General features: G+C 61.4%; 22 protein-coding genes. 6 read left to right on the forward strand and 16 right to left on the reverse strand.

The annotated features are described in order from the left end of the window. Positions 1-12: 12 nt before the first annotated feature. Complete coding sequence (locus tag ACFC3J_RS11650; protein WP_375196337.1) at positions 13-1,266, reverse strand: D-amino acid dehydrogenase; 1,254 nt, start codon at positions 1,264-1,266, stop codon at positions 13-15. Next, complete coding sequence (gene alr / locus ACFC3J_RS11655) at positions 1,263-2,390, reverse strand: alanine racemase (RefSeq protein WP_375196338.1); 1,128 nt, start codon at positions 2,388-2,390, stop codon at positions 1,263-1,265. Before alr ends, ACFC3J_RS11650 begins: the two co-directional genes overlap by 4 nt. A gap of 115 nt (positions 2,391-2,505) precedes the next feature. On the opposite strand from alr, the gene ACFC3J_RS11660 reads away from it, so the two are divergent. Continuing rightward, positions 2,506-2,976, forward strand: a complete 471-nt coding sequence (locus ACFC3J_RS11660) for an Lrp/AsnC family transcriptional regulator (RefSeq protein ID WP_375196339.1) — start codon at positions 2,506-2,508, stop codon at positions 2,974-2,976. Positions 2,977-3,099: 123 nt separating this feature from the next. Here the strand turns inward: ACFC3J_RS11660 and ACFC3J_RS11665 are convergent, their stop codons facing one another. The 4 genes from ACFC3J_RS11665 to ACFC3J_RS11680 form a co-directional block, all read right to left on the reverse strand. Continuing rightward, entirely contained in the window at positions 3,100-3,819 is a 720-nt protein-coding gene (locus tag ACFC3J_RS11665; protein ID WP_375196355.1) for a TIGR02186 family protein, read from the reverse strand. A gap of 38 nt (positions 3,820-3,857) precedes the next feature. Then, the gene (locus ACFC3J_RS11670) at positions 3,858-4,772 is read right to left on the reverse strand and encodes a sulfite exporter TauE/SafE family protein (protein ID WP_375196340.1); all 915 of its coding nucleotides are present in this window, start codon (positions 4,770-4,772) and stop codon (positions 3,858-3,860) included. A gap of 49 nt (positions 4,773-4,821) precedes the next feature. Next, positions 4,822-5,586, reverse strand: coding sequence for a hypothetical protein (locus ACFC3J_RS11675; RefSeq protein WP_375196341.1), 765 nt, complete (start codon positions 5,584-5,586; stop codon positions 4,822-4,824). Positions 5,587-5,864: 278 nt separating this feature from the next. Beyond that, positions 5,865-7,253, reverse strand: coding sequence for a glycosyl transferase family protein (locus tag ACFC3J_RS11680; protein WP_375196356.1), 1,389 nt, complete (start codon positions 7,251-7,253; stop codon positions 5,865-5,867). 290 nt (positions 7,254-7,543) lie between these two features. Between ACFC3J_RS11680 and ACFC3J_RS11685 the strand changes: the two genes are divergently transcribed. Then, complete coding sequence (locus ACFC3J_RS11685) at positions 7,544-7,723, forward strand: hypothetical protein (protein WP_375196342.1); 180 nt, start codon at positions 7,544-7,546, stop codon at positions 7,721-7,723. A gap of 5 nt (positions 7,724-7,728) precedes the next feature. On the opposite strand, the gene ACFC3J_RS11690 is transcribed toward ACFC3J_RS11685, so the two are convergent. Next, the gene (locus tag ACFC3J_RS11690; RefSeq protein ID WP_375196343.1) at positions 7,729-8,127 is read right to left on the reverse strand and encodes a low affinity iron permease family protein; all 399 of its coding nucleotides are present in this window, start codon (positions 8,125-8,127) and stop codon (positions 7,729-7,731) included. Between the two features lie 166 nt (positions 8,128-8,293). Here ACFC3J_RS11690 and ACFC3J_RS11695 point away from each other — a divergent pair, with 166 nt between their 5' ends. The 4 genes from ACFC3J_RS11695 (at position 8,294) to ACFC3J_RS11710 (ending at position 11,765) form a co-directional block, all read left to right on the forward strand. Then, complete coding sequence (locus ACFC3J_RS11695) at positions 8,294-8,626, forward strand: hypothetical protein (protein WP_375196357.1); 333 nt, start codon at positions 8,294-8,296, stop codon at positions 8,624-8,626. Between the two features lie 140 nt (positions 8,627-8,766). After that, entirely contained in the window at positions 8,767-9,966 is a 1,200-nt protein-coding gene (gene sucC / locus ACFC3J_RS11700) for an ADP-forming succinate--CoA ligase subunit beta (RefSeq protein WP_375196344.1), read from the forward strand. Between the two features lie 123 nt (positions 9,967-10,089). Continuing rightward, a complete protein-coding gene (locus ACFC3J_RS11705; RefSeq protein WP_375196345.1) occupies positions 10,090-10,839 on the forward strand; it encodes an electron transfer flavoprotein subunit beta/FixA family protein in 750 nt (249 codons plus the stop codon). Beyond that, the gene (locus ACFC3J_RS11710) at positions 10,836-11,765 is read left to right on the forward strand and encodes an electron transfer flavoprotein subunit alpha/FixB family protein (protein WP_375196346.1); all 930 of its coding nucleotides are present in this window, start codon (positions 10,836-10,838) and stop codon (positions 11,763-11,765) included. Before ACFC3J_RS11705 ends, ACFC3J_RS11710 begins: the two co-directional genes overlap by 4 nt. Positions 11,766-11,824: 59 nt before the next feature. On the opposite strand, the gene ACFC3J_RS11715 is transcribed toward ACFC3J_RS11710, so the two are convergent. The 9 genes from ACFC3J_RS11715 to ACFC3J_RS11755 form a co-directional block, all read right to left on the reverse strand. Beyond that, positions 11,825-12,163 (reverse strand): glycine zipper 2TM domain-containing protein, encoded by a 339-nt coding sequence (locus ACFC3J_RS11715; protein WP_375196347.1) that lies wholly within the window; start codon positions 12,161-12,163, stop codon positions 11,825-11,827. 233 nt (positions 12,164-12,396) lie between these two features. After that, the gene (locus ACFC3J_RS11720) at positions 12,397-12,615 is read right to left on the reverse strand and encodes a hypothetical protein (protein WP_375196348.1); all 219 of its coding nucleotides are present in this window, start codon (positions 12,613-12,615) and stop codon (positions 12,397-12,399) included. Between the two features lie 239 nt (positions 12,616-12,854). Next, positions 12,855-13,070, reverse strand: coding sequence for a hypothetical protein (locus ACFC3J_RS11725; RefSeq protein ID WP_375196349.1), 216 nt, complete (start codon positions 13,068-13,070; stop codon positions 12,855-12,857). 117 nt (positions 13,071-13,187) lie between these two features. Beyond that, on the reverse strand, positions 13,188-13,400 hold the full coding sequence (locus ACFC3J_RS11730) for a cold-shock protein (RefSeq protein WP_192666392.1): 213 nt from the start codon (positions 13,398-13,400) through the stop codon (positions 13,188-13,190). A gap of 192 nt (positions 13,401-13,592) precedes the next feature. Next, positions 13,593-14,591 (reverse strand): hypothetical protein, encoded by a 999-nt coding sequence (locus ACFC3J_RS11735; RefSeq protein ID WP_375196350.1) that lies wholly within the window; start codon positions 14,589-14,591, stop codon positions 13,593-13,595. A gap of 82 nt (positions 14,592-14,673) precedes the next feature. Beyond that, the gene (locus ACFC3J_RS11740; RefSeq protein WP_375196351.1) at positions 14,674-14,949 is read right to left on the reverse strand and encodes a type II toxin-antitoxin system RelE/ParE family toxin; all 276 of its coding nucleotides are present in this window, start codon (positions 14,947-14,949) and stop codon (positions 14,674-14,676) included. Continuing rightward, positions 14,949-15,131 carry a stability determinant gene (locus ACFC3J_RS11745; protein WP_375196352.1) on the reverse strand — a complete coding sequence of 61 codons (183 nt, stop codon included), beginning with the start codon at positions 15,129-15,131 and terminating at the stop codon, positions 14,949-14,951. Before ACFC3J_RS11745 ends, ACFC3J_RS11740 begins: the two co-directional genes overlap by 1 nt. Positions 15,132-15,247: 116 nt before the next feature. After that, a complete protein-coding gene (locus ACFC3J_RS11750; protein WP_375196353.1) occupies positions 15,248-15,697 on the reverse strand; it encodes a hypothetical protein in 450 nt (149 codons plus the stop codon). 9 nt (positions 15,698-15,706) lie between these two features. Next, entirely contained in the window at positions 15,707-16,363 is a 657-nt protein-coding gene (locus ACFC3J_RS11755) for a hypothetical protein (RefSeq protein ID WP_375196354.1), read from the reverse strand. Positions 16,364-16,586: the final 223 nt, after the last annotated feature.

Genomic DNA, 16,586 nt, shown 5'->3' on the forward strand with positions numbered 1-16,586 from the left:
GCTCCTTCGATTTTAATGATAGCGGCTGATGGCGAGGTCGGCGGTTTCGATTTCGGGCTTCCGCCCGCCGATGATGTCGGCAATCACATGCCCGGACCCGCAGGCCATGGTCCATCCCAATGTGCCGTGGCCGGTGTTGAGAAACAGGTTGGAAATCTTCGTCGGCCCGATGACCGGCGTGCTGTCGGGCGTCATGGGCCGCAGGCCGGACCAGAAACTGGCCTGCGCCAGATCGCCCGCGCCGGGGAAAAGCGACCCCACCGAATATTCCAGCGTGTCCCGCCGCGCCCTGGGCAGCCCACGGGAATAGCCGGACAGTTCCGCCATCCCGCCCACGCGGATACGATCGCCCAGCCGGGTGATCGCGACCTTGTAGCTTTCGTCGAGCAGCGTCGAGACCGGCGCGCGGTCCTCCTCGACGATCGGCACGGTGATCGAATAGCCCTTCACCGGATAGACCGGCAGCCTGAGCCCCAGCGGCGCCAGAATCAGCGGGGAATAGCTGCCCATCGCCACCAGCCAGGCGTCGGCATGGACGTGGCCCTTGTCCGTTTCGACATGGCTGATCCGCCCGCCCCGTTCTGCGATCCGCCCGATGGTCCGCCCATTGAGGAAGGTCACGCCCTTCGCCTTCGCCATCTGCGCCAGCGCGTTGGTGAATTTGAAACAGTCCCCCGTCTCGTCATTGGGCAGGCGCAGGCCCCCGGCAAGCGGCACGCCGCTGCCCGCCAGTCCCGGTTCGGCGGCGATGCAGCCCGCCGCGTCCAGCACTTCGAAGGGCACGCCGTCCGCCTTCAGCACGGCGATGTCCTTGGCGATGCCGTCCAGCTGCTTCTGCTCGCGGAACAGCTGCAACGTGCCCTGCGAGCGTTCGTCATAGCTGATGCCCGTCTCGCGCCGCAGGTCGATCAGCCGGTCCCGGCTATATTCGGCCAGCCGCACCATCCGGCTCTTGTTGACGGCGTAGGCCCGCTCATTGCAATTGCCCAGCATGGCCGCCATCCAGCGCAGCATGGCCATGTCCATCTGCGGCCGCAGGATCAGCGGCGCATGTTTCATGAACAGCCAGCGCAGCGCCTTCATCGGTATCCCCGGCGCCGCCCAGGGGGAGGCGTAGCCCGGCGAAATCTCGCCTGCATTGGCAAAGCTGGTTTCCAGCGCCGGGCCGTCCTGCCGGTCGATGACGGTCACTTCATGCCCCGCCTGCGCCAGATACCAGGCGGAGGTGACGCCGATTACGCCGCTGCCGAGAATGGCAACCTTCATGCCGTGATGCTCCGCTTGTGGGGGACGGTCGCCGCCCGGACTTCCCGGTGATAGCGCTGCCCCAATTGGGTCAGGATTTCGTAGGAAATGGTGCCGGCGTCGGCGGCGACGTGATCGATCCTCTGGTGCGGGCCGATCAGTTCCACCGATGCGCCCGGATAGAGGCAGCTGTCCGGCACGCCGGTCACGTCCAGCGTGGTGCTGTCCATCGACACCCGCCCGACAATGGGAACCCTTATGCCTTCGATAAAGGCCGATCCGGCATTGCCCAGATGCCGCGGCCAGCCATCGGCATAGCCGACCGGAATGGTCGCGATCCGCGTCGCCCGGTCGCAGCGATGGGTCAGGCCATAGCCGACGCCCGCGCCAGCCGGGATATTGCGCAACTGGGTGATCCGCGCCTCCAGCTCCACCACGGGCCGCATCGGATTGGGTCCGCTTTGCGGCGCGCCGCCGTAGAGCGCGATGCCAGCGCGCACCATGTCGAAATGCCCGCGCTTCAGGAAGGCGCCGCCGCTATTGTCCAGCGCGCGCGGCACATCGGGGAAATGACCGGCGAGCGTTTCGAAATGGGCGCGCTGCACCTCGTTGAACGCCGCATCGGGATCGTCGGCGCAGGCCAGATGGCTCATGATGAGCGTCAGCTCTATCCCGTCCAGCCGTTCGCGTTCGGCGATCAGGACGGCGACTTCCTCCGGCGGCAGACCCAGCCGCGCCATGCCGCTGTCGACCTGAAGCGCGGCGGGCAGGCGACGGCCCAGTTTTCGTGCCAATGCCGCCCAGCGCGCCATCTGGTCGAGCGAGTTCAGCACCGGAATGGCGCCGATCGCCGCGCAATCGCTTTCGGCACCCGGTTGCAGGCCGTTGAGGACGAACAGCGAAATCCCCTCGCGCAGCGCGGGCTTCAGCGCCGCCGCCTCGCCCAGCAGCGCCACGAAAAAATGGCGGCACCCCGCATCCATCAGCGTCGCGGCAACCTGCTCCGCGCCCAGCCCATAGCCATTGGCCTTGACCACCCCCGCCACGGTCGCGGGCGCGACCTGACGCTGGACGATCCGGTAATTGTCGGCGAGCGCTTCCAGATCGATGCGCAGCACGGCTCCGGCGGTATCAATGGACGGCATGGCGCTCCCTTTCGGCAGGATGCTATCGCGCCGTCCTGCGAATAGGCTCTCAAATGTTCGAAGGATCGTCTATTATGGGTGAATTATCGAAAGATTCTTCGCAGGAATTGCAATAATGTCAGAATCGCTCGACGCCGTGGACCGTTCGATCATCCGCCTGCTGCGCCTCAATGCGCGGCGCCCCAATTCCGAAATCGCGGCGGAGGTCGGCCTGTCCCCCTCGGCCTGCCATCGCCGCATCCGCATGCTGGAGGATGCCGGCGTTATTCGCGGCTACACCATCGTCACCGCGCCGATCGAACATGAAGGCCGCGCCGTCGACGTGCTGGTGCAGGTGACGCTCGACCGGCAGACCGAGGATTATCTCGCCCGTTTCGAACATGCGGTGCGGCAATGCCCCGAAATCCGCGAATGTTTCCTGATGACGGGCGGCGTCGATTACTGGCTGCGCGTGCAGACCGAGAGCGTGGCGGCCTATGAGGCGATCCATAGCGAAATCCTCTCCCGCATGCCCGGCGTTACCCGCATCAACAGCAGCATCGCCATGCGGGACGCGCTCCGCCCGAAGAAATCGGGTCGGCGGTAGAATATTTTGCTGTCCTTTCTCGCACGGACCTGGCCTGGCACAGGCCCCCGTGACAGACGAAACGCAAATAGGAAATGGCGCCATTCTGCGCCTTTACCAGGCCACTTATGTCATCCGTAAGGGTCAGATCCGTTTCGCGATCGCGCCCGCGGCCCAACCCATGCCAACCGCCAGCATCATCGCCACCAGCCCGTATAGAAACGGCCATTGCTCTGCGGCGACGGCCATAAAACGTTCGAAGCCGGACTTGCGAATGGTGATGTCGCGCACCGCTGCCGCAACGACGCGGCCGTCCTGCACCAGAAACGTCTCCGCCGTATAATCTCCCACGATCACCCGCGCCGACAGGGGCAGCCGCGCCCGGTAAAGTACGCCGTCGGTGATCTCCACCGTGCCCTGCTGCTCGACATAGAGGCCCGCACGTTCGCGCAGATCGATCAGCCCCTTCTGAAACCGCTCCAGTTCCGCATTGTCGTTGAGGGAGGAGGGGGAGAGTTGGAGTTTGTCCACGCCCATTTCATAAATGGCCGCTGTCCGCTCATCGACCACCTTGCCGATCGGCCGGGAGGAGGCGATGGCGTAGAAACTGGGGGCGGAGCGGAAGCGGGCGCTGTCGGCATTGATCCATATGCCAGCGACTTTCTGCTTTTCGCGCATGGTGATCGACTGATCGGGGCCTTTCAGCACGACCATGATGTCGGCGGGCTTTTTCGGTCGCCGCCCATCGGGATAGACGATCGCTCCGAACAGCAGCAGGTCCGCACCGGTGAAGCTGTACTGGATCTTGACCTCGCGTTGCGAAACGTCAGGCACCAGAATCGGCTCATCTGCCCCGATGAGCATGGGAGCCAGCAGCAGGGCGGGAAGCAGAAGGAGCCGCTTCACCGGACCTCGACCGTATAGATTTCATCCGGCCGGAACCCCAGCCCCACCGCCATGCGAGCAGCCACCAGCAGGACGATCGCTGCCAGCAGGATGCGCAGATATTCGGGCCGGATCGTCATGGACAGACGCGTCCCGACCTGCGCGCCGGTGACGCTGCCGATCAGCAGCAGCATGGCCAGCACCAGGTCGACCGCATGGGTCGTCATCGCGTGCATCATGGTCGTCGCCATGGTGACGAACAATATCTGGAACAGCGACGTGCCGACGACGGACTGGGTCGTCATGCCGAGCAGATAGAGCATCGCCGGAACCAGAATGAACCCGCCGCCCACGCCCAGTAACATGGTGAGAATGCCCGTTGCCATGCCGAGTAGCAGCGGTGCCAGCGGCGAGATATAGAGTCCTGACCGATAGAAGCGCCAGCGCATCGGCAGGGACGCGACCAGCGGGTGGTGCCGCCGCTTGCGAGCCTGAACGCGCTTGCCGGTCTTGAGCGCGATCAGGGCCTGGATGGACTCCTTGGCCATCAGCGAGCCAATGCCGCCCAGCATCAGCACGTAGAGGATGCCGATCACCGTATCGATCTGGCCGATGACCTGCAGCAGCCGGAAGATAAGCACGCCCAGCCCCGCGCCGATCACGCCGCCCGCGATCAGCACCCCGCCCATGCGGAAATCGACAGTGCCACGCGACATGTGCGTGAAGACGCCCGACACGCTGGCTCCCGTCACCTGGCTTGCCGCCGAAGCGGCGGCGACCGTCGGCGGAATGCCGTAGAAAATGAGCAGCGGTGTGGTCAGAAAACCTCCGCCGACCCCGAACATGCCGGACAACAGGCCCACCACGCCCCCCAGGGCGATGATGACCAGCGCGTTCACCGACAGATTGGCGATGGGCAGATAGAGATCCATGGAGTCTTGGGGTTAAGCCCAATATGCGGAGAGATAAAGGCGCCCCCGCTTAAAAATCCGCGCCCAGCGTTACCGCTAGGCCGGAGGCCGGGGCGGAGCGCCCCGCAATCCGCTCGCGCCATTCGACGCCCAATCTTGCTCCTGCGGGCTCGATCGGCAGACGGATTTGAATTTCGGGGCCGATATCCAGCCGTTCGACCTGCGGCTGGGCGCCGCCCGACAGGCTGGCTCCCAGTCGCAGACGGGAGTGCTTGATCGGAGAGAGAAGAGAGAGCTTGCCGTCCACGAAGAAATCGTTCGATCGAAAGCCTACCATCCCGCCCTGCGCATAGGCCTCTGCTTCCAGCGATGACGCGATTGGTGTCGGTCCGAAACCGCCTACGGCCATAATGGCGTTGGCGTTGCGCGCCCCTTTGCCGAGCGCAATGCGGCGCTCCGCCGCGAAGCTGACCGGGATGGCGCGCGCGGGCTGCCAGGCCATGCCCAAGCCTGCCTCCGGCGAAGCTGGGCGATTCATGGCTGAGGTGACCCGCGCGTAAGCAGCGACGCGACCGGACGCTTGCGGGGTCATGTCGTAATCGATGCGGATGCCTGCCTGCGATCCGCCGAGTCGTCCTCCTGCAACGGCATCTGCCCGCGTCGCGCTGCCGTCGCGCCAGAGAAGCCAGGCACTGCCATGCCAGCGGTCAGGGCTTTGCTGCTGTCGTGAGGTCAAGGGAATGGCGGGCGCGGGATTGATGGCGGGTGCGGATGCCGTCCCCTTTTCCTGCTCGGCGGCGGCATGGGCCGCCAAGAAGCGGGGAACTGTCGGCATAGGGTGGCTCGATTGCCGGGTAGTAAAGCCCCGCGGCGCGAAAATGTCAGGCAGAACCGGCGCCGTTTTTTCCGGCGCCCCAGCCTGCCGGTCCAGTAGCCGGGCACCGCGTTTCGATGCTGCCAGGACTTTGGGCTGCGCTGGGACATGAGCCAGCTTGTAGCCCCCTCCCATCTCCCCGCTCATAATGTCGCCACCGGAAAGAACGAGCCGAATGGTGACCCAACCCCCGATGACAAGGATGAAGAAACGGACCGGCCGTCCACTTGCGGCTCCGTTCATAGGGGCGCTTCAAGATCAGGAAAACGGTGTTGGGTCTTGTCCCACGCCAGCGGCTTGCCGATCAAGGACTGGACATACAGAAACACGGCGCGCCGGGCGGCCATCATTGCGATGATATTGGCTATGATGGTGCGGGGTATCGCCCCCAGTCCATGCCGCCAGCCATAGCTCGATCCGACAAATATGGCGCGCATCGCCATCCGCCAGGTCATGAAACCGAAATTGATCCACAGCAGCGCTTCGATCGCCGGTGAAGGGCTGATGGCGGAGGTCAGGTCAAGGAAGCTTCCAACCAGCATCACGCCCCACAGCAACAACGCCAGATAGGCTGTGAACAGCACGAAAGCCGAAAGCGCTGCACGGCGGTCCCGCATGCGCATCCACCATTCGCTTGGGCCTCCCTGCCAGCCCATGCGGTCCCATCCGGCGAGCGAAATGCCGACCATCCACCGCGCTTTCTGTCTGACGGCATCTTTCAGGCTGTCGGGAAAATATTCACGCGTCGCGACAAGTCGTCCTTCACCGTCCTGCATTCGCACGAACACGCCGCGCCCACCCATATTGCTGATGCGAAGGCCGACCTCATAATCCTCGGTCAATGATCCCGGATCGAATGGCCCTCCGTTCACGGGGTTGACCAGTCGTTCCAAAGTCCTCCGCTCGAGCGCGCAGGCGACCCCGGCCGACGGCATGGAGGCGCCCATCGCTTCGCGGACGGTCAGATATTTACCGTGGCTTTCCGCAAATTCGTCACAATAATGATCCGCAATAGCTTTTCTCCACCAGTTTCCGTGACCCGGCAGTGGCAAAACAGGTAATTGGACGAGGTGAAAACGATCCGTCATTGCATCGAACAGGCGAATCTCGTCGCGATGGATCACGTCCTCCGCGTCATGAAGGGCGATGGCCTTGATCCGGACGCCGGTGCGCGTCTCCTCCTGCAGCATCGATCGCCAAACGACGTTCAGGCAATCGGCCTTGGTGGTAGGACCGGCTTTGTCATTGAGGCACAGGATCAGCCGCTCATCGGTCACCGCCAATTGGGAGACCACGTCGATGGTTGCCCGATCATTGGGGTAGACGCCGACGAAAATCCGGTAATCCTGATGCCCCCAATTAGCGAGTGCATTGCGCAGCATCGGGCCGATGACATCGGATTCGCGCCAGGCGGGAATGAAAATGGCGATGCGCCCCGGCTTTGCGGAAGCGGGCAGGGTCGCCGTCGTCATGCGTTGATGGCGGGAATAGACGGTCAGGCTGCGCCACCACCGCCGGCAAAGGAACAATATATCTATGATGAAATCATCAACGCCGCCGATGGCCAGTCCCACCACCGCGAACAGCAAGACCTCATGCTGCACCCTCCCCAGGAAGGTGAAAACCATTTCCGCCACGGATTGAGCCCCCTCTATCCCCGAGGGCGGAACATGGCATCAAATAATTGATTCTCAAACAATTTATTTAGAAATACGCAGATATGTCCCTTGGCTTGGGCCGACCCGTACGCCGTTGTAAGCCATCAAGGGACCTGCATGTGTGCGCTGGATTGCTCCAGCGACGCGCTGGATGGAATCGCCTCGTTATTGATGCGATGATATGGTGACAAAGTCGACAGGAGCGAATCGCACCTCGTGCGAAACCCAGTCAAACTCTTCCATTGATAGGAGGGTGGAATATGAATGGGGAGATGGATGTCAACTATCTGTTGCATCGGCAGCAAGTTGCATTGATCCGCGCGCGGATGAGCCGGACTTCGAAGGGCCGGGAAGCCTATGAAGGACTTGCGCGGGGATATACGGACCAGATCGACGCCTATCGGCGTGAGAATGAAAGGTTGGTCAACTTGGCTCACTAGCCGGTTCACCGCCGCTGGATCAGGCGTTCTATAGACAGCCGGTGCCGTGCATCGTCACCGCATTCCTTTTCCAGAACCGCTTTGATTCTTTCCAGTTCTGCTTCCGTCAGATGCTCGATCCCGATGAATTCGTTCCGCGCCGTCGATATGGCACGGATCAGTTCGTCGATCTTGGCCTGAATGGCCGAGCCGTCGCGATTTTGCGCATTCTGGATCAGGAAGACCATCAGAAAGGTAACAATGGTCGTGCCGGTGTTGATGATCAGTTGCCAGGTGTCGGAATAGTGAAAAATTGGGCCCGTCACGATCCAGCCAAGGATCACCAGGGCGGCCAGGATGAAGGCCGCCGGCTGGCCCGACCAACTGGCAATCCTGTGCGCGAAAGCTGCAAAAATCCTGTCCATGCCGATTGTCTCCCGGAGCTTTTTGAAAGCCGCTATCATTGCCTGCTCGCCGGGGAAACGCGATAAATCAATAACGGACTTGGGTGCCGACGCCATCGGATCGGAACATGGTCCGGTCGCGCCTTCATTTAGCTTCTGTTCAGTCGATGATTGCCATGAAGGCGTGATGACAATCTTCCCTCTTCGCGCGCTGGCCTGCGGGTTCGGCGCTTCGCTTCTTCTGTCAGCCTGCGCGACCGTATCGCCCGAATCGCGCGTGCGCGCCGGACTGATGGATGCGGGACTTTCGCCACGCATGGCGGCTTGCATGGCGGAAAGGATGGTCGATCGCCTGAGTCTGCCGCAGTTACGCCGGCTCCAGTCTCTGACCTCGCTCCGCAAGTCTCACATGCAGGGGATGTCGGTCGACCGCTTCCTTTACAAGGTGCGTGCGCTGGAGGATCCGGAGATTTTCGGCGTGACCAGCAAGGCTGCTCTCATTTGCGCCATCGACCGCTGATTTTACAATAAAGCGGTGCGGGGCTTCGCGCAGGTTTTGCAATTTTGCAAAGTTGTTTTGCGAAATTCGCTGGCGTTGCCCTCCTGCCTGTGCTTATCCGCCGGCCATCAAGTTTGAGCGGAAAGGACGGGCGAGTCCCTATGAACATCCATGAATATCAGGCGAAGGAACTGCTGGCGAAGTACGGCGCGCCGATCGCTGCCGGCTACGCCGCTTTTTCCATTGAAGAGGCTGTCGAGGCCGCCAAGAAGCTGCCTGGGCCGCTTTATGTCGTCAAGTCGCAGATCCACGCTGGCGGCCGCGGCAAGGGCAAGTTCAAGGAACTGGCGCCAGAAGCCAAGGGAGGCGTCCGTCTCGCCTTCAACCTCGACGAAGTGAAGGCGCACGCGACGGACATGCTCGGCAACACGCTGGTCACCATCCAGACCGGCGAAGCGGGCAAGCAGGTAAACCGCCTTTACATCACCGACGGCGCTGACATCGCTAAGGAATTCTACCTCGCACTGTTGGTTGACCGCGCCAGCAGCCGCGTTGCATTCGTCGTTTCGACCGAAGGCGGTATGGATATTGAAGAGGTCGCTCACTCGACCCCGGAAAAGATCCATACCTTCACGGTCGATCCCGCGACCGGCTTCCAGCCGCACCACGGCCGCGCCGTTGCCGCCGCCCTGGGCCTGTCCGGCGATCAGGCGAAGCAGGCTGCCAAGGTTGCTGCCTCGCTCTATGCCGCTTTCCTCGACACCGACGCCGAGCAGATCGAAGTCAATCCGCTGGCGCTGACCGAGCAGGGCAATCTGCTGGTTCTGGACGCCAAGGTCGGTTTCGACGGCAACGCGATGTTCCGTCACAAGGACATCGCCGAACTGCGCGACCTGACCGAGGAAGATCCGGCGGAAGTCGAAGCCAGCGAATATGACCTGGCCTACATCAAGCTGGACGGTAACATCGGCTGCATGGTGAACGGCGCGGGCCTGGCCATGGCGACCATGGACATCATCAAGCTGAACGGCGAATTCCCCGCCAACTTCCTGGACGTCGGTGGCGGCGCTTCCAAGGAGAAGGTGACCGCGGCTTTCAAGATCATCCTGAAGGACCCGGCGGTGAAGGGTATCCTCGTCAACATCTTCGGCGGCATCATGAAGTGCGACATCATTGCCGATGGCATTGTCGCCGCCGCCAAGGAAGTGAACCTGTCGGTTCCGCTGGTCGTTCGCCTGGAAGGCACGAACGTCCAGCAGGGCAAGGACATTCTCGCGGCTTCGGGCCTGGCGATCGTTCCTGCGGACGATCTGGGAGACGCGGCGAAGAAGATCGTGGCGGAAGTGAGGAAGGCAGCCTGACGCAGCTTTTCGCCTGAACCAAACACCAAAGGGTGCGGGGAGTCCGGAAACGGGCTGCCCGCGCCCCTGTTTGCCTTTGCTTTCGCGTTGGCGGACTTGGCGTGAATAACGGAGGATGTGCAGATGAAGATCCTTGTGCCCGTGAAGCGGGTTATCGATTACAATGTTAAGCCGCGCGTAAAGGCGGATGGGACGGGCGTTGATCTAGCGAACGTCAAGATGAGCATGAACCCGTTTGACGAGATCGCGGTGGAAGAGGCGATCCGTCTGAAGGAAAAGGGTGTGGCGACCGAGGTTGTCGCAGTGTCGATCGGCGTGGCCAAGGCGCAGGAAACGCTGCGGACGGCGCTGGCCATGGGCGCCGACCGGGCGATTCTGATCCAGACCGATGATGAGGTCGAACCGCTGGGCGTCGCCAAACTGCTCGCGAAGGTGCAGGAAGAGGAGGCCGCTGGCCTCATCATCCTGGGCAAGCAGGCGATCGACGACGACAGCAACCAGACCGGCCAGATGCTGGCCGCGCTGCTGGGCCTGCCGCAGGGCACCTTCGCTTCCAAGGTGGAGGTCGAGGGCGACAAGGTCAACGTCACTCGCGAAGTCGACGGCGGTCTGGAGACGGTGAAGCTGAACACCCCGGCGATCATCACCACTGACCTGCGCCTCAATGAACCGCGCTATGCTTCGCTGCCCAACATCATGAAGGCCAAGTCGAAGCCGCTCGCGACCAAGGCGCCGGCCGATTACGGCGTCGACATTGCGCCGCGCCTCGAAACGCTCAAGGTGTCCGAACCCGCCAAGCGATCGGCTGGCGTGAAGGTTGCCGATGTCGATGAACTGGTCGCGAAGCTGAAAGCTCTGGGAGTTGCCGCATGAAGACGCTTGTCTGGGTTGAACATGAGGGCGGCGTCGTCAAGGACGCGACCCTTTCCGCCGTCACCGCTGCTGGCAAGCTGGGTGAAGTGCATCTGCTGGTCGCTGGCGCAGGCGTTGGCGGCGTGGCCGACGAAGCCGCGAAGATTGCGGGCGTTGGCAAGGTCCATGTCGCCGATGACGCCGCTTTCGGCCATGCGCTGCCTGAGAATGTGGCACCGCTGATCGTCCAGTTGATGGCCAGCCATGACGCTTTTGTCGCGCCCGCCACCAGCAACGGCAAGAATATTGCGCCGCGCGTCGCCGCTCTGCTGGATGTCATGCAGATCAGCGATATTCTCTCGGTCGAGAGTGACGATACCTTTACCCGTCCGATCTATGCCGGCAACGCGATTGCGACCGTCAGGTCGAAGGACGGAAAAAAGGTCATCACCGTGCGCGGCACCGCCTTTGAAAAGGCAGCGCGTGAGGGTGGTTCGGGCGCGGTAGAAGCTGTTTCCTCGACCGGCGACAAGGGTATTTCTTCCTTCGTTGGTGCCGAGATCGCCAAGCTGGAGCGTCCCGAACTGACCTCGGCCAAGGTGATCGTGTCGGGTGGACGTGCGCTCAAGGATGGCGAGACGTTCGAAGCGACCATCTTCCCGCTGGCGGACAAGCTGGGCGCAGCGGTCGGCGCTTCGCGCGCCGCTGTCGACGCGGGCTATGTGCCCAACGACTATCAGGTCGGCCAGACCGGCAAGATCGTCGCGCCCGAAGTCTATATCGCCGTCGGTATTTCCGGTGCGATCCAGCATCTGGCGGGCATGAAGGATTCAAAGACCATCATCGCCATCAACAAGGACGAGGACGCGCCGATCTTCCAGGTTGCGGACATCGGTCTGGTCGGTGATCTGTTCAAGGTCGTGCCGGAGCTGGTTGAAAAGCTCTGACCTTATCGCCCGTCAAAGGTTTGAAAAGGGGCGCGGACTTCAGGTCCGCGCCCCTTTTTTCATTCGCAGCGAATATTGCTCTTGTCGATGGCGCGGCCTGCCAACGCCCCGCCGGCACCGCCCAGAATGGTGCCGAGCGTCTTGGAGCCGCCGGGCGCTATGATGTTGCCCAGCACACCCCCCGCGATGGCGCCGACGATCGTGCCGGTGGTGCCGTCGTCGCGCTTACAATAATAGCGGCCGTCATTGTCTCGATAAATATAGTCATTGTCGCCGATGGGCCTGCCCGAATAGCCGGGGCCGGGGCGCGACGGGCGGTCATAGCCGCCATATCCGTCGGACATGCATGCAGTCAGCGGCATGGCGAGCAGTGCCGCCGCCAATAGGGGGGTGCGCATGGTATCTCTCTCCTCATTATCAGCCCCTGCCTTTGGATAACCCTTTTGGTGGAGCGAAAGTTGCGCAAAACTGGTCTGCCCGCCACGGCAGCCTAAAGGGGGGAAAGGCGCCGGGCGGGCAGTGGAAGCCAGCGGGAGAGGGATGTCGCCGCTGGAAGGGGGTTGGACAGGGTCAGCGTTTTTCGGGAGGGGATTTCACGCTCCCGGTCCGAAGGGGAAATCGTGTTCGACGATCAGGATGCGAGGGGCGCGGCTGGCGTGCCGGACGGAGTAGCCGCAACGGCCGCGGGACTGGTGGTAGACGCGCCTTCGTGCTTGCGGTCTTCCAGATCGGCCTTGGCCTGATTGTAGCGGGCGACCAGGTCGTCCCTGAATTCAGTCAGCTTGCCTTCGTCGTACAGCTTCTTGCCGACATAGCCTGCGATGGCGCCGAAGATCAGCGTGCGGATCATGAGGTCTGGCTCCTTGTTCCGGGAATTTCGTGCGGGTTCGGGTGGGATAACGGGCCGGAGAGGCCGGAGTTCCGGGGAGCGCGACGAAAGGAGCATGGGCTGCGTCCGGCAGGATCGGGATGAGATGCAACACGGGGCTGAGGCACGCAAAACCGTCATTTTCGCCGGATTGCTGCGTCGGTGCCCTGTTTTCCCCGCGTCTTTCGGGCGGGAGAGGAGGCCGGGACGGCGCGAATTTTTCAGCTGTCGCCGGGGGCTGCTTCGGCGGCTTCCGCGGCGGTGTGGGCGGCGGCTTCGCGGCGGGCGCGGTTGCGGTCGGCCAGATCCTGACGCGCGGCCATGGCGAGAAAGGCGGCTTCGGAACGGAGCGCGCGGTCGCGGACATTGTCGAGGGTGGCGGCGTCGGCTTCGGCGTGGGCCTGCGCGGCGAGGGCGCGATAGTCGGGGTTGGCCATGGGGGCGTTCCTCCTGGCTGGAGGGCCGGGCGCCATGGAAACGGCGCCCGGCCTGACCTTTGTCTTGATGCGATCCAGCGGCGCCGGCTTGCGGCCGCCCCCTGATCGCTCCGGGCCTTATTCGGCGTGCTGGAGGTTCACGGCCGCCATCTTGCCGCGGCGGTCCTGCTCCAGATCATAGGAGACGCGGTCCTTTTCGCGCAGCGTGGCAAAGCCAGCGCGTTCAACGGCGGTGATGTGGACGAAGGCGTCCGGGCTGCCGTCATCGGGGGCAATGAAGCCATAGCCCTTGTCGGCGTTGAAGAATTTGACGGTTCCGACGATGCTCATTGGGTAGTTTTCCTTCTTTCACGCGGCGCGTCCAGCGTGGACGGACCGATTGCTAGAGGGGCAGGGAAAGAAGGAGTTTGGTGCCGCAAAGCGCCGAAGACCGTCGATTTGCGACTGTAGCGGTCTCCATATGGGCGCTGGAGAGCGAAATTGCAAGGCGGCGGGCGCGCGGGCGGCGCCGACGGCGGGGGATCATCCGGGCAGTTCCAGCGCGGCGAAGCCGAAAAAGGCGTCGCGGGCGCGGGCGGCGGCCTGCTCATAGGGGCGGCGCTGTTCGGCCGCGAGCGCATCGAGCGCCTGCTTTTCCTGCGGCGTCAGGTCGCGGTCATAGCAGTCGATGTCATACAGGTCGTCGCTCTCGTCCCCGTCGAAGCCGGGCGGCGGGGGAAAGTCGGTGCGCCAGTTTTCCCGTGCCGCGTCCCACCATGCGCCGCGCAGCCGGGTGGCGGCCTCCTCCGGCGGAAGGGCGGCGCGATCGACCGGGGGAAGCGGAAGTTCACACCGTTCATCGAGGGGATGGGACCGGGCCTTGTTCCCCTCGGCCAGCGCCATGCGCGCGGCGACGAACAGCGCGGCGGAGGCGCCGGGCGACAGGGCGGCGGCGGCATGTTCGATGGCGGGCAGGCCGTCCGGCAGGGCGGGGTCGGGCGGCGCCGCGCCGCTACCGTCGCGGACGCCGGGATCGGCCGGGGGGCAGGGCTGGGCCGGGTGATCCGCTTCTGCCCCATCCCGCGGGCAGAGCATATCGAGATAGGCGGCGAAATCCTGCGCGACGACGCGGGCGAGGGCGGCGTCGGAGCCTTCTGGCGGATTGTCGGCCATGCGGTCGAGGCGGGAGAGCATCGACATGGCGAGGCGGTTGTCGTGGCGGTGGCGGGTGATTTCGCCTGCGTCCATGTCCTTGCGGATCACTTCCTCATGGCCAGTGAGGGCGCGGGCGAGCAGTTCGTCGGCGAGGCGCGCGCGGGCGATGAGGATGGCCGCGTCCCAGCCGAGGCGAAAGGCCGCGCCGTCGCGGCGGATGCGCAAGGCGTAGGCCGAGCGGGTGGAGATGGCGGCGGCTTCGCAGGCCTTGGCGATGATGCCGGTGGCGGCGAGGGTTTCCAGAAACTGCCGCTGCCGCGCGGGGCTCCAGCCGTCGGCGCGGACTTGCTCGGCGGGGGTGGGGAGCGGAGGGAAGTGGTAGGACATGGCAAGGCCCTTTCGTTAGGTGGCTTTGCCGGGAGGATATGTCAGGGGAGGGGTTGTAGGACAGAACAAAATGGAAACATTGTCAAGGATATTGTTGGCGAGTGTGCTTGACAGTCAGCACTTCTATGACGTCGGCTCCAACACGGTAGACGAGCATATAGTTGGGAGTGATGATCGCTTCGTGCGTATCGGGAACGCGCCCGGCCCGGTGCATATAGGGATGATCGGCCAATCGTTCGGCCGCATATTCGACCAGTTCAGCGAGCCGAGCGGCTGCGGAGGGATCGCGATCCGAAATATAGTCGATGATCTGGCGCGCTTCCTCGCGTGTCTTCGGACGCCAGATGATGTGCGGCATTATGCTTGGCTGGATTTCTTGGCCGCGATGATCGCGCATAGCTCAGCCATGACATGATCGTGCGGGATGCTGGGCCGGGGATCGGCCAATGACGCCTCGATCTCCGAGCGGAGCCAGGCGTCATAGGCCTCGGCTCGCTCGGTCGTCGCGAACTCAGCCTCGATGGAAGTGAGTTTTGTCATACATCGAGCCCACCATCTACATATCAGGTTGTTGATTCACGCGACGAATAGCTAATTTCAAAAATGTACCAGCCTCGCAGGCAAATTTGAGTACAGCATTTCGCGACCTACATCCCTCACAATAACGTATTCTTTTTCACCGTTTCGCTACGGATATCAAAATCCACGTCATTATATTTACCATCAAGGTAGTATACAATGCTTGGATCAACCCTAGTAACTCTATAAGTTACTAACGTAGCAAGTACTACTAGTGCGGGGTGTCCAGAAGGTACAATATAGATTTTCTGCCACACCTTCGATCTTAAAAAGCGAACAGCTCTTTTGGAAAGCTCCATCATCGTCCGATGGATTCCTTCGTCAGATAAATCTACATTGCCTTCTGAGAAAAATAATACATCCCCTCGTAGAATTTCCTCTGGCAGCGAGTGCATCCCAAAATTAACAACAACGGTTAAAACTCGTTCGCCTCTACGCTTTGCCGACTTTGCTATTGCCTTTCTTATATCCGACTCGGGATATCTGTCTAAAAGTTCATCGACTATTCTCTGGACATCGCTTGTCATTTAAGCCGCCTAGGTTGATGCGGTGATGTGCTGTATATCTTGCCGAATAAGTTCAGCAATTGCGCTTGATTGATCAACTTGAAATAGCGGAACTGATGCTCTCCGCGAAGCAAACGTGCTCATAGTTAAGAAATAACAATTATCATCTGTGCTATAAAAGGAATAGTGCGGCATAGATTTATTTTTAAACTCTAAAACATTCACGCCGCTATCTCTTATCTGCCCAATTATTTTCTTAAGTTTGGTGTATTCAGATTTAACGGCATCGGAACTGATGGATAGATTCTTTGAAACTATATCGAGAACATCAGGATCGTCCATATCCGAATAAAATACTCGAACTGTGAGTTGTTCGCCCCTAGAACAGATATGCGCCAGATTGTCCTTCAAAAATCTATCTGAATAAGTCACGCCCACATCGATCTTGGTGCAATGTTTCAAAACGGAATGAGGAATGCATAGCTTTGAATCGCTGAAGAACTTTAATATTCCTGATTCTCTAAGTGATTCATTCGCGACTATATGGTCGGAGATGTCTTGGTAGAACCGCGTCCGAACTCTAAAATCGGTATAAAGTTGAGTTAGGGCAGCGATTAATACTGCGAGTCCTACATTGTTAATTGCGTCGCTAGCGTCGCCGCCTGCAAATTGCCAGTTTTTAGTCATGGAATTATTTCCCACGACCAATATGATTAGCGCTCCAATAACGAGAAGGGCAGTAAGCCAATAATTAGCGTTATTTGTCCTAACTAATGGTTCTGATTTTCTGTCCACTCGTTCGCCCCCGCATTCACCTAGGCATCGATCTATTTCCAAACTCCGCGCTAATCAACATTATCAAACGCTTCACTCCGCCGCCACAGCCTCCAACCCCAACAACGGCGCCAAA

The organism is Sphingobium sp. (assembly GCF_041987595.1).
Taxonomy (GTDB): Bacteria; Pseudomonadota; Alphaproteobacteria; order Sphingomonadales; family Sphingomonadaceae; genus Sphingobium.

Excerpts from the sequence above, each read along its gene's own strand:
- ACFC3J_RS11650 (WP_375196337.1), bottom strand. The coding sequence starts at position 1,266 with ATGAAGGTTGCCATTCTCGGCAGCGGCGTAATCGGCGTCACCTCCGCC.
- alr (WP_375196338.1), bottom strand. The coding sequence starts at position 2,390 with ATGCCGTCCATTGATACCGCCGGAGCCGTGCTGCGCATCGATCTGGAA.
- ACFC3J_RS11660 (WP_375196339.1), top strand. The coding sequence starts at position 2,506 with ATGTCAGAATCGCTCGACGCCGTGGACCGTTCGATCATCCGCCTGCTG.
- ACFC3J_RS11665 (WP_375196355.1), bottom strand. The coding sequence starts at position 3,819 with ATGCTCATCGGGGCAGATGAGCCGATTCTGGTGCCTGACGTTTCGCAA.
- ACFC3J_RS11670 (WP_375196340.1), bottom strand. The coding sequence starts at position 4,772 with ATGGATCTCTATCTGCCCATCGCCAATCTGTCGGTGAACGCGCTGGTC.
- ACFC3J_RS11675 (WP_375196341.1), bottom strand. The coding sequence starts at position 5,586 with ATGCCGACAGTTCCCCGCTTCTTGGCGGCCCATGCCGCCGCCGAGCAG.
- ACFC3J_RS11680 (WP_375196356.1), bottom strand. The coding sequence starts at position 7,253 with ATGGTTTTCACCTTCCTGGGGAGGGTGCAGCATGAGGTCTTGCTGTTC.
- ACFC3J_RS11685 (WP_375196342.1), top strand. The coding sequence starts at position 7,544 with ATGAATGGGGAGATGGATGTCAACTATCTGTTGCATCGGCAGCAAGTT.
- ACFC3J_RS11690 (WP_375196343.1), bottom strand. The coding sequence starts at position 8,127 with ATGGACAGGATTTTTGCAGCTTTCGCGCACAGGATTGCCAGTTGGTCG.
- ACFC3J_RS11695 (WP_375196357.1), top strand. The coding sequence starts at position 8,294 with ATGACAATCTTCCCTCTTCGCGCGCTGGCCTGCGGGTTCGGCGCTTCG.
- sucC (WP_375196344.1), top strand. The coding sequence starts at position 8,767 with ATGAACATCCATGAATATCAGGCGAAGGAACTGCTGGCGAAGTACGGC.
- ACFC3J_RS11705 (WP_375196345.1), top strand. The coding sequence starts at position 10,090 with ATGAAGATCCTTGTGCCCGTGAAGCGGGTTATCGATTACAATGTTAAG.
- ACFC3J_RS11710 (WP_375196346.1), top strand. The coding sequence starts at position 10,836 with ATGAAGACGCTTGTCTGGGTTGAACATGAGGGCGGCGTCGTCAAGGAC.
- ACFC3J_RS11715 (WP_375196347.1), bottom strand. The coding sequence starts at position 12,163 with ATGCGCACCCCCCTATTGGCGGCGGCACTGCTCGCCATGCCGCTGACT.
- ACFC3J_RS11720 (WP_375196348.1), bottom strand. The coding sequence starts at position 12,615 with ATGATCCGCACGCTGATCTTCGGCGCCATCGCAGGCTATGTCGGCAAG.
- ACFC3J_RS11725 (WP_375196349.1), bottom strand. The coding sequence starts at position 13,070 with ATGGCCAACCCCGACTATCGCGCCCTCGCCGCGCAGGCCCACGCCGAA.
- ACFC3J_RS11730 (WP_192666392.1), bottom strand. The coding sequence starts at position 13,400 with ATGAGCATCGTCGGAACCGTCAAATTCTTCAACGCCGACAAGGGCTAT.
- ACFC3J_RS11735 (WP_375196350.1), bottom strand. The coding sequence starts at position 14,591 with ATGTCCTACCACTTCCCTCCGCTCCCCACCCCCGCCGAGCAAGTCCGC.
- ACFC3J_RS11740 (WP_375196351.1), bottom strand. The coding sequence starts at position 14,949 with ATGCCGCACATCATCTGGCGTCCGAAGACACGCGAGGAAGCGCGCCAG.
- ACFC3J_RS11745 (WP_375196352.1), bottom strand. The coding sequence starts at position 15,131 with ATGACAAAACTCACTTCCATCGAGGCTGAGTTCGCGACGACCGAGCGA.
- ACFC3J_RS11750 (WP_375196353.1), bottom strand. The coding sequence starts at position 15,697 with ATGACAAGCGATGTCCAGAGAATAGTCGATGAACTTTTAGACAGATAT.
- ACFC3J_RS11755 (WP_375196354.1), bottom strand. The coding sequence starts at position 16,363 with ATGACTAAAAACTGGCAATTTGCAGGCGGCGACGCTAGCGACGCAATT.